Genomic DNA, 9,416 nt, shown 5'->3' on the forward strand with positions numbered 1-9,416 from the left:
GAGCGGGCGCATGAGAGAGGTTGGGCTTTGATCAGGACGGCTCCTTCGCTGGACATCGACGCGATTCTGGATGATTCCGGCACCCGGATCATCGTGTGCTGCGGGGCGGGCGGCGTCGGCAAGACCACGACGGCGGCGGCTCTGGGGCTTCGGGCCGCCGAGCGCGGGCGATCCGTGGTCGTGCTGACGGTGGACCCCGCCAAGCGGCTGGCCCAGGCCATGGGCCTCAGCGAGCTCGACAACACCCCGCGCCGGGTCGACGGCTGCGATCTGGACGGTGCCGGCCGGGAAGGGGGTGAGCTGCACGCGATGATGCTCGACATGAAGCGGACCTTCGATGAGATCATCGAGGCGCACGCCGACCCCGAACGGGCCCAGCAGATCCTGACAAATCCCTTTTATCAGTCGCTGTCATCCAGCTTCTCCGGCACCCAGGAATACATGGCGATGGAGAAGCTCGGCCAGCTCCGCCGCTCCGGCGACTGGGATCTGATCGTGGTGGACACGCCGCCCTCGCGGTCGGCGCTCGACTTCCTCGACGCCCCCGAACGGCTCGGCCGGTTTCTCGACGGGCGGCTGATCCGCATCCTCATGGCCCCGGCCAAGGTCGGCGGCCGCAGCGCCTTCAAACTGCTCAACGCGGGCTTCGGCATGGTCGCCGGAATATTGACCAAGGTCCTGGGTGCCCAGGTGCTCAAGGACATCCAGATGTTCGTGTCCGCGCTCGACGCCGTCTTCGGCGGCTTCCGCCAGCGAGCCGAGCAGACGTACCGGCTGCTGCAGGCGCCGGGCACGGCCTTCCTGGTCGTGGCCGCACCGGAGCGCGACGCGATGCGCGAGGCGTCCTACTTCGTGGAACGACTGGCCGAGGAGGGCATGCCGCTCGCCGGGTTGGTCGTCAACCGGGTGCACCGTACGTCGGCCGCCTCGCTGTCGGCGGCCCGCAGCTGCGCGGCGGCCGAAGAGCTGGAAGCCAGAGGCGAGCACGCGCTCACCTCTGCCGTGCTGCGACTGCACGCGGGACGGATGCAGCTCGCCGCCCGTGAGGAGCGGGAGCAGGAGCACTTCACCTCGGCCCACCCGATGGTCCCGGTGACCCGGGTTCCCGCGATGCCGGAGGACGTGCACGATCTGGCGGGTCTCCGCCAGATCGGGCAGCTTCTGTCATCGAACTGATCGGGCGCGAACCGCACGGCCTGTTCGGCCTTCTCGGCTGTCCGGCCCGATCGCGGCGGTCAGCCGGCGATGAGTTCGTTGGCTCGCTCGTACTCTTCCTTGGCCGCCTCGAGCAGTTCGCGCCAGGAAGTCACCTCGGGCCGGCGCCTCAGCAGCGCGCGGCGTTCCCGTTCCGTCATCCCGCCCCAGACGCCGAACTCGATGCGATGGTCCAGCGCGTCGGCGAGGCACTCCGTACGGACAGGGCATCCCCGGCAGATCATCTTGGCGCGGTTCTGTGCGGCGCCTTGCACGAAGAGCGCGTCAGGATCCGCTCCTCGGCAGGCGGCACGGGAGGTCCAATCCGTGATCCACATGTTCGACCCCACTCCCCTTAGGTGGTCAGTCGTCATTTCGGCCGACGGGCGCGGGCGTCGAGCCTCCTAGTTTGCAGTTGCCGCAGAGGAGAACGTACGCAACGAGACGATCGAGCCGACAGTCCCCGGGAGGACCAATTTCTCGCATGGTCAAGTCAGGCCATGTGGCCGGGAATGACTAGTCCCCCCGCGAGGGTGTGGTGGACGTCCGTTGGTCCGATGCCGGGAGACGCTTGACTTCGACGTAGGCTTGGACCCGTGCAAGCTCAAGGTAAAGGCGTAGGGTCCGCCGCAGGCAACGTCCTCAAACTCGCCGCCGCCGCCGCGGTGGCGGGAGTGCTGACGGCCGCGATCGCGCTGCCCGCCGTCGGCGGGGCCGGCATGACGGCCAAGTCCGGCATCGACGCTCTGCACATCGGGCCGGAGGAGCTCGACGAGCCGCCGCTGCCCGAGAAGACCACCCTGCTCGACGCGGACGGCAAGCCGATCGCCCAGTTCTACTACGAGAACCGGGAGTCCGTCACCCTGGACAAGATCGCGCCGATCATGCGAGAGGCCATCGTGGCCATCGAGGACTTCCGCTTCTACAAGCACGGCCCGCTGGACATCGAGGGCACGGCCCGCGCGCTGGTCAAGAACATCACGACGGGCGGGGTCACCCAGGGCGGTTCCTCCATCACCCAGCAGTACGTCAAGCAGGTCCTGTACAACAAGGCCGAGACCGAAGAGGAGAAGGCCGCGGCGGTCGCCCCGACAGTCGGCCGCAAGCTCAACGAGATCCGGTACGCGATCGCACTCGAGCAGAAGCACTCCAAGGACGAGATCCTCAACCGGTACCTCAACATCGCCTACTTCGGCGCCAGCGCGTACGGCATCGAGGCCGCGTCCAAGCGCTTCTTCGGCAAGCACGCCTCCGAGTTGACCCTCGCCGAGGCGGCGACGCTGGCCGGAGCCGTACAGGATCCCAACGCCACCGACCCCAACCGGGGCAAGTCGTTCCGCGACCGCCTCATCGCCCGGCGCAACGTCGTCCTCGACCGCATGGACGAACTGGACATCATCACGCCGGCGGAGGCCGCGGAGGCCAAGGCGAAGAAGCTGGGCTACAAGGACAAGCCGATCCCCGGCGGCTGCGAGCAGAGCGACTTCCCCTACTTCTGTCTGTACGTGCGCAACGAGATCCTGCACGACACGCAGTTCGGCAAGACACAGAAGGCGCGGGAACAGTTCCTCGCCCGGGGCGGCCTCACCATCAGGACCACGATCGACCGGAAGATGCAGAAGGCCGCCGAGAAGGCGGTCAGGAAGTACGTCCACCCGTCCGACAAGCCGGTCGCCTCCGAGGCCCTGGTCGAACCCGGCACCGGCGCGATCAAGGCGATGGCGGCCAGCCGGAAGTTCGGAACCAACCGCAAGAAGAACGAGATGTCGATCAACGTGGTCGCCGACTCCCTGCACGGCGGCGGCACCGGCTTCCAGGCCGGATCGACCATGAAGGTGTTCACCCTGGTCACCGCCCTCAAGGAGGGCATGAAGTTCGGCGACGGCTTCAGCGTGGGCGGCACCTTCGCCGCGAACAGCAAGTTCGACTTCAAGGACTGCAAGGGCAACGGCGTCGGCGAGCCCACCGCCGTCCTGCACAACGCCGAGGGCGGCGGCGGGTTCAAGAGCCTGCAGACCGGCACGTGGGGATCGGTGAACACGTTCTTCCTCGCACTGGAGCGGAAGGTCGGCCTCTGTGACGTGATCAAGACGGCCAAGGACCTCGGCATCAAGCGCTCCGACGGCCAGCCGCTGCACGAGGTGCAGACGTTCACCCTCGGCGCCAACGAACTGGACCCGGTGACTCTCGCCACCGCCTACGCGGCGCTCGGGGCGCGCGGCAAGTTCTGCGCGCCGATGGCGATCACCGAGATCGTCGACCGGTTCGGCAAGGCCACCTCGTTCAAGCCCAAGTGCAAGCAGGTGCTCGAGCCGGAGATCGCTGACGCGACCAGCAACATCCTCGAGGGCGTGTTCACCAGGGGAACGATGACCGGAGTCGGCGGCATCGGCCGGGACGCGGCGGGCAAGACCGGAACCGGCGACGTGTCGCGGACCGTGTGGTTCGCCGGATACACGCCGGACCTGGCCGGCGCGGTCAGCCTCGGCGACCCCCGCGGACCGGTCCGCTACCCGCTCAGCGGCCGCGTGATCGGTGGACGGCAGTACGGCTCGGTCTTCGGGGCTTCGATCCCCGGCCCGATCTGGAAGGAGACCTTCCTGGCCGCGCTCAAGGACGTCCCGGCCACGGACTTCGTCAAGCCGGACATGTCGAGGTTCGGCGGCTGCACCCAGTCGTGTGCGCCCAAGCCGAAGAAGGAACACCGGCCCGGCCGCGGAGACGACGACGGCCACGACCGCGGTCCTGGTCCCGGCGACGGCCCGATCGACATCTACACCCCTGACGGCTCGCCCTTCGGCGACTGATCGCGTCAAGGGTCTCGCGGGCCGCGGGCCCTCCCTCGGCCGGAGGCCGGGGAGAGGGCCCGTCGGCACGTCAGGCGGCAAGGGCCGTCCAGGCGGTATCAGGCAGTTAGGCGGTTCAGGCGGTTAGGCGGTCAGGCGGGCGCGGACCGCCTGGGCGACGCGGCCGCCCTCCGCCCGTCCGGCGACCTTCGGAGTGAGGACCTTCATGACCTGGCCCATCGCCTTGGGACCGGCGGCGCCGCTCTCGGCGATCGCCTCCTCCACGAGCCGGTCCAGTTCCTCGTCGGAAAGCTGAGCGGGAAGGTAGTCCTCCAGCACAGCCTGCTCGTCCAGTTCCGCCTGGGCCTTCTCCGCCCGTCCGGCGTCGGCGAAGGCCTCGGCCGCCTCACGACGCTTCTTCGCCTCGCGGGTCAGCACCTTGATGACCTCGTCGTCGGAGAGCTCGCGGGCCTCCTTGCCCGAGACCTCCTCCATGTTTATGGCGGCAAGGGCCATCCGGATCGTGCGGAGGCGCACCTCGTCCCGGGCCTTCATCGAGGCCGTGAGGTCGCCCTTCAGCTTGTCCTTCAACGCACTCATGCGATCCATCTTGCCGTGCCGCCGGTGCGATTCTCGCCAGGTTAGCCGGAGGAGGAGCGGGCGTCGGGCATGATGACTGTGTGAGAAAAGCCGCCGCTGTTCCGCTGTCCCTCCTCGGTCTCGGCATCGCCGGCCTCAGCTATGCCTCCGTCGTGGAACGGAACTGGTTCCGGCTGCGCCGGTTCGACGTGCCCGTGCTCGCGCGCGGCCAGCGACCGATCCGGATCCTGCACATCTCCGACCTCCATCTCACGCCCGGCCGTACCAGGCTGCTCAGGTGGGTGCGGTCGCTCGCCGCGCTCAATCCCGACCTCGTGGTCAACACCGGCGACACGCTGGCCCACCCCGACGCGATCGAGCCGTATCTGCACGCCGTGGCCCCCCTGCTCGACCGGCCCGGCATGTTCGTCTACGGGTCGAACGACCTCTACGCGCCGAAGCCGAAGAACCCCACCCGCTACCTGTGGCGTACGTCGAAGGGGGAGGTGCGCCAGAAGGTGCCGAACCTGCCGTGGGAGGAGCTCGGAGCCGCGATGACGGCGGCGGGCTGGCTGGACATGAACAACGCCACCGCCCGCCTGAAGGTCGCCGATCTCGACATCCATGTGGGCGGCATCCACGACTCCCACATCGACCGCGACCGCTACGACACGATCGCGGGCCCGGCACCCGTCGACGCCGACCTGCGGCTGGGCGTCATGCACTCACCCGAGCCGCGTAACATGTCACGCTTCGCCGATGACGGATATCAGCTGCTGCTCGCCGGGCACACGCACGGCGGCCAGCTCTGCGTCCCGTTCTACGGCGCCCTTGTGACGAACTGCGGCATCGACCGGGCCCGGGTGAAGGGGCTGAGCCGGCACGAGGGCTCGTGGCTGCACGTGTCCGCCGGCCTCGGCACCTCTCCGTACGCCCCGGTGCGCTTCTCGTGCCCGCCCGAGGCGACCCTGCTCACCCTGGTGCCACGCCGCCCGGTCGCGCCTGATGGCACATCCATCCGCAAAGTCCGCTAGACTTGCCGAGGCACAGGGCGGAACGCTCTGATCCACCGGGGTGTAGCGCAGCTTGGCAGCGCGCTTCGTTCGGGACGAAGAGGTCGTGGGTTCAAATCCCGCCACCCCGACTGGTTTCTCCCAGGTCAGGGCCTTGATCGCTTAGGCGGTCAAGGCCCTCACTGGTTGTCTGGGAGACGGTCTCGTCATCCGTGAGCCGGGAGGTACGGTCAGCCCATGAGCGCTCAACCGTATGAGCCGCACCACACTCCCGCTGAGATCAGGCGGACGCTCAAGGACGACCGCAGCCCCAAGGCCATCCGCGCCGCACTCCCGCCCTGCGACCACGCCCTGTTCGACCAGCAGTACCGGGAAGCCCTGGATCAGGCCAAGCTCACCTACGACCTCAGCCCCATCACCTCCTTCCAAGAGCGCTGGTGGGCGACCGCCGTCCTCAAGGCTGCCCCGGAGGAGTACGAGGAGACCATCCGCATCGCCGAGCGCGCCATGGCCTACCTGGAGCGCGGCGAGTCTCCGCCCGGCGCAGTGCGGGTGGACGAGGCGTACAAGGCGCGCCTGCGTGAGCAGATCGAGCGCGGCGCCTAGCCGGTGTACGAGGTCCGGCACGACCCCCTCGCCGAGCACCAACGCGACGCCTTACCAGCCGAGGCGCGGCCCCACTACATGGACTGCTCACCATGCTGGAGATCGCCCCGTGGGCCGGCGATCCCTTCAAGGAGGACAGGCCCGAAGGCAACACGCGCAAGCAGGTCTTCGGCGGCCGCGGGATCGCCGCCTACGTCATCCTCGAGGAGCAGCGCCTGGTCTACGTCGTCCGAATCATCTGGCTCAGCTGACGACCAGTGCAGGCCTGCAGAAGTTCCTGATGGGTTCACCTGGCTACCGCCACCTGAAGGTGTCGGTGACGGTCGGGGTGAGCCTGCTCTCGGGAACGTGTCCGCACAGGCACACCAGCGGATCGTCATGTCCCGGCATGACACCCCAGACCCGACGCCCAGAGCACCAGCTCCGCGTCGTCGAGCGCGGTCGCAAGCCAGTCGTGGTCGAGCGAGGAGTGTCCGAGGGACGGCACGGTCACCACGTACATCCCCGCGGCGCGCGCGGCGGCAATGCCTGTGGCGGAGTCCTCGAAGGCCACCGCCTCGCGGGGGTCGGCTCCCAGCGCGGAGCAGGCCGCCAGGTACAGGTCCGGAGCGGGCTTGGCCTCGGCCACCTCGTCGGCCGCGAACGAGACGGGCAGGTACTGCGCGAGTCCGGACGACTCCAGTGCGGTTTCGAGGAGTTCGCGGGGACTGTTGCTGGCGACGGCGACCGGGATCGCCGCGGCGCATGCCTTGACCAGTTCCAGCGCGCCGGGAATGGCGTCCGCTCCGCCCGCCAGTTCCTCGCGCACCAGACCGAGGAGTTCGGCGGCGAGTTCCGGCCCGGCACCGGGCCGACCGAAGTACTCCGCCATGGACTCCCCCGCCGCCCCCAGCGTCCTGCCGATCACGAGCGCCTTCTGCTCGGGCCCGAAGTCATGGCCGTGGGCGGCGAACAGCTTGGTCTCGGCCCTGGTCCAGCACACCTCGGTGTCGACCAGCAGCCCATCGCAGTCGAACACCACAGCATGGGGGGCCTGGGGTAACCGCTTCACCTGTCGTTCCTCCAGTCGTCCGGGTTCACCGGGGCCAGAATCGGCGAGACACCCGGCTCGTTACACTCGATCCAGTCCGTCAGCACGGACAGTACGTCCCAGCGCGCGGACCCCGCAGGCAGCTCCCCGCTCTCCAACGCGCCCAGCCACTCGGCGATCCGCCCAGGCGAACCCCCTTCCCGCAGGTGCAAGTGTCAGCACCCCAGAAGGCATCAAAAACCAACTACGCCGGGACCGTGCCGAATAAGCACTGCCCGGAATGGCTTCATGGAGGTGGGCGCAGGATTCGAGCCTGCGTAAACGGCTTTGCAAGCTGTCGCCTGACCACTCGGCCAACCCACCGCGGTTCACTCGAATGTGTTGTAGAGCCCCTCTCTCTCCATTTCTCGCAATCTCGCATAGTCACGTTCGACGATGTGAGGATCATCAGCTGCAAGGTACACGACTCCGGGAGAAGTCGCGGAATCGCGTGTTCTGCGAAGATGCGTTCGCTCACTGAACCCGAGGTTGATGGAGCGGGCCGACGGCAACTGGTGCAGCCTTGATAGAACGTGTCGGGGATCAACTTCACCTTCATCATGACAAATGAGAGAAACATAGCGCAAAGCACCACTGGGCTCTGACTGACTCACCTCATCTATTTGCTTCGCGCCGACCACGAGCTCGACAGTAGTCGAGACCTGGCTGGCTCCCATCGAGCCCTCCACGACAGACGGAAGCACGGAACCTCCCAACCTGGCCGCCGACTCAATAAGATAGAAAACGCCGTCGCGCATCATAATTTCCGTATGCGCCGGCCCGTTCTCCATCCCCAGAGCGTCAAGGACTCGCGCCGTGAACTGGCCAAGTTCTCTTGACAGAGGATCGCTCCGTCGCAAAGGCTCCTCGAAGTCGTAGACCTTGGCTCCCTCGCCGCTGAACGTCTTGGAATAGCGCCATACTTCTAGCGCTTTATGTCTACCACGATGGGAGACGGAATTCACAAAGAATTCAGTTCCGTCAACGTACTCCTGGATGACAACTTGATCGTTCAGAATCCCGAGGAGATTTCGGAGACCGTAGATCCGCGAGAATGCAGCGACCGCTTCATCTACAGTGTTGCAGACCTGAACGCCGTCAGTTCCCGCAGACGCGGTGGGCTTGACGACAACGCGATTGACTTCAGTGCGCGTCATCCAGCTGCGTAGCTGCGAGGCACTCGTAACCACTGCCCACTTGGGAACTTGTATGCCGTGATTCTCGGCCGCTCCTGCCATTCTCCCCTTGTCCCTGAACTGGACGGCATCGTCGCTACCAATCGCCAAACGAGGTGTACCAAGTGTCTCGCTCAAGCGGGCAGCGAGTGCGACACCAGATTCTGTGCCAGGAAGGACAACGCTGACTTCGTGTTCTCTAAGCCGATCAGCCAGGGCATCGAAATTGCCGTCGAATGGATACTCGGCAAGGGTTTCTCTGCTGAGAGTCGGAAATGAATCAGTGAGAAACGACGGGAGCTCTCGGCTGCTCTTGATGTGTACGGCACCGTATCCGTGCTTCGCAAATTCAGGCACCAAGTAGCGGCCCGTGGAGTATGCGTCGACGATGGCCACCTTAAACATGCTCCCGCTCCTGCCTTCGGGGTCGTGATGCCACGAGTGCGATGATCGTAATGAAAAGGACGCCGAGGAGAGACATCGGGGACAGCGTGAGGCGCCCATCGAACAACTGCATACCGACGGTGAGTATCGGGGCAAGGCTCATCATAGCCGTTGCGCGATATGCGGGCACACGCCGCAGGCCATACTGGACCAAGAACACCGGAAGTGCGATGCCCAGCAATCCCATGACGATTCCTGGCGTGACTGCGTTCTCCAAAGCCTCGAGGTTTCCTTCGATACCCATGGCTCCCCAGCCGATCAACGCAAGCAGAGGAAAGCGAAGAAGAACGGTCACCGGAGCGGGGACTTTGTCTTGAGCGAGCTCTGCAGAAAGTGTCACTGTAATTGCCTGGCCCACTCCGGAGACGACCGCGAGAAGACAACCGAGAAACTGGAGCTCCGTCTCTTGCTCGCCCAAGCCTGAACGGCCTCCCAGTGAGACCCACATCAGGGCAACGACCCCCATTGACATGAGAGTCGCTGTGACGGCCTTTCCTCGGTTCTTCATCCCGCCCCGTAGGCGCGTCATGATGAGCGTGGCTGCGGGGGT

At 66.3% G+C, this 9,416-nt stretch carries 11 protein-coding genes and 2 tRNA genes; 6 read left to right on the forward strand and 7 right to left on the reverse strand.

The annotated features are described in order from the left end of the window. The first annotated feature begins 27 nt into the window (after window positions 1–27). Entirely contained in the window at window positions 28–1,176 is a 1,149-nt protein-coding gene (locus Mth01_RS13095; RefSeq protein WP_407695940.1) for an ArsA family ATPase, read from the forward strand. Window positions 1,177–1,235: 59 nt separating this feature from the next. Here Mth01_RS13095 and Mth01_RS13100 read toward each other — a convergent pair whose 3' ends face one another. Then, complete coding sequence (locus tag Mth01_RS13100) at window positions 1,236–1,532, reverse strand: WhiB family transcriptional regulator (protein ID WP_204016097.1); 297 nt, start codon at window positions 1,530–1,532, stop codon at window positions 1,236–1,238. A gap of 258 nt (window positions 1,533–1,790) precedes the next feature. On the opposite strand from Mth01_RS13100, the gene Mth01_RS13105 reads away from it, so the two are divergent. Next, entirely contained in the window at window positions 1,791–4,001 is a 2,211-nt protein-coding gene (locus tag Mth01_RS13105) for a transglycosylase domain-containing protein (RefSeq protein WP_204016098.1), read from the forward strand. A 123-nt stretch (window positions 4,002–4,124) separates the two neighbouring features. Here the strand turns inward: Mth01_RS13105 and Mth01_RS13110 are convergent, their stop codons facing one another. After that, window positions 4,125–4,580, reverse strand: a complete 456-nt coding sequence (locus Mth01_RS13110; RefSeq protein WP_204016099.1) for a GatB/YqeY domain-containing protein — start codon at window positions 4,578–4,580, stop codon at window positions 4,125–4,127. 80 nt (window positions 4,581–4,660) lie between these two features. On the opposite strand from Mth01_RS13110, the gene Mth01_RS13115 reads away from it, so the two are divergent. The 4 genes from Mth01_RS13115 (at window position 4,661) to Mth01_RS13130 (ending at window position 6,429) form a co-directional block, all read left to right on the forward strand. Further along, a complete protein-coding gene (locus tag Mth01_RS13115) occupies window positions 4,661–5,593 on the forward strand; it encodes a metallophosphoesterase (protein ID WP_204016100.1) in 933 nt (310 codons plus the stop codon). A 36-nt stretch (window positions 5,594–5,629) separates the two neighbouring features. Next, window positions 5,630–5,703: transfer RNA gene (locus tag Mth01_RS13120), tRNA-Pro, on the forward strand. 106 nt (window positions 5,704–5,809) lie between these two features. Continuing rightward, window positions 5,810–6,178 (forward strand): DUF6247 family protein, encoded by a 369-nt coding sequence (locus Mth01_RS13125; RefSeq protein ID WP_204016101.1) that lies wholly within the window; start codon window positions 5,810–5,812, stop codon window positions 6,176–6,178. 92 nt (window positions 6,179–6,270) lie between these two features. Next, complete coding sequence (locus tag Mth01_RS13130) at window positions 6,271–6,429, forward strand: hypothetical protein (protein WP_204016102.1); 159 nt, start codon at window positions 6,271–6,273, stop codon at window positions 6,427–6,429. A 125-nt stretch (window positions 6,430–6,554) separates the two neighbouring features. Here the strand turns inward: Mth01_RS13130 and Mth01_RS13135 are convergent, their stop codons facing one another. From Mth01_RS13135 to Mth01_RS13155, 5 genes are all read right to left on the reverse strand, one after another. Beyond that, on the reverse strand, window positions 6,555–7,229 hold the full coding sequence (locus tag Mth01_RS13135; protein WP_204016103.1) for an HAD family hydrolase: 675 nt from the start codon (window positions 7,227–7,229) through the stop codon (window positions 6,555–6,557). Further along, a complete protein-coding gene (locus Mth01_RS13140) occupies window positions 7,226–7,420 on the reverse strand; it encodes a hypothetical protein (protein ID WP_204016104.1) in 195 nt (64 codons plus the stop codon). Before Mth01_RS13140 ends, Mth01_RS13135 begins: the two co-directional genes overlap by 4 nt. Window positions 7,421–7,497: 77 nt before the next feature. Next, window positions 7,498–7,571: transfer RNA gene (locus Mth01_RS13145), tRNA-Cys, on the reverse strand. Window positions 7,572–7,576: 5 nt separating this feature from the next. Beyond that, window positions 7,577–8,818 carry an ATP-grasp domain-containing protein gene (locus Mth01_RS13150; RefSeq protein ID WP_204016105.1) on the reverse strand — a complete coding sequence of 414 codons (1,242 nt, stop codon included), beginning with the start codon at window positions 8,816–8,818 and terminating at the stop codon, window positions 7,577–7,579. A 1-nt stretch (window position 8,819) separates the two neighbouring features. Continuing rightward, a partial coding sequence (locus tag Mth01_RS13155; protein ID WP_204016106.1) for an EamA family transporter occupies window positions 8,820–9,416 on the reverse strand: 597 nt, incomplete at its 5' end.

Source organism: Sphaerimonospora thailandensis, assembly GCF_016863115.1.
Lineage (GTDB): Bacteria > Actinomycetota > Actinomycetes > Streptosporangiales > Streptosporangiaceae > Sphaerimonospora > Sphaerimonospora cavernae.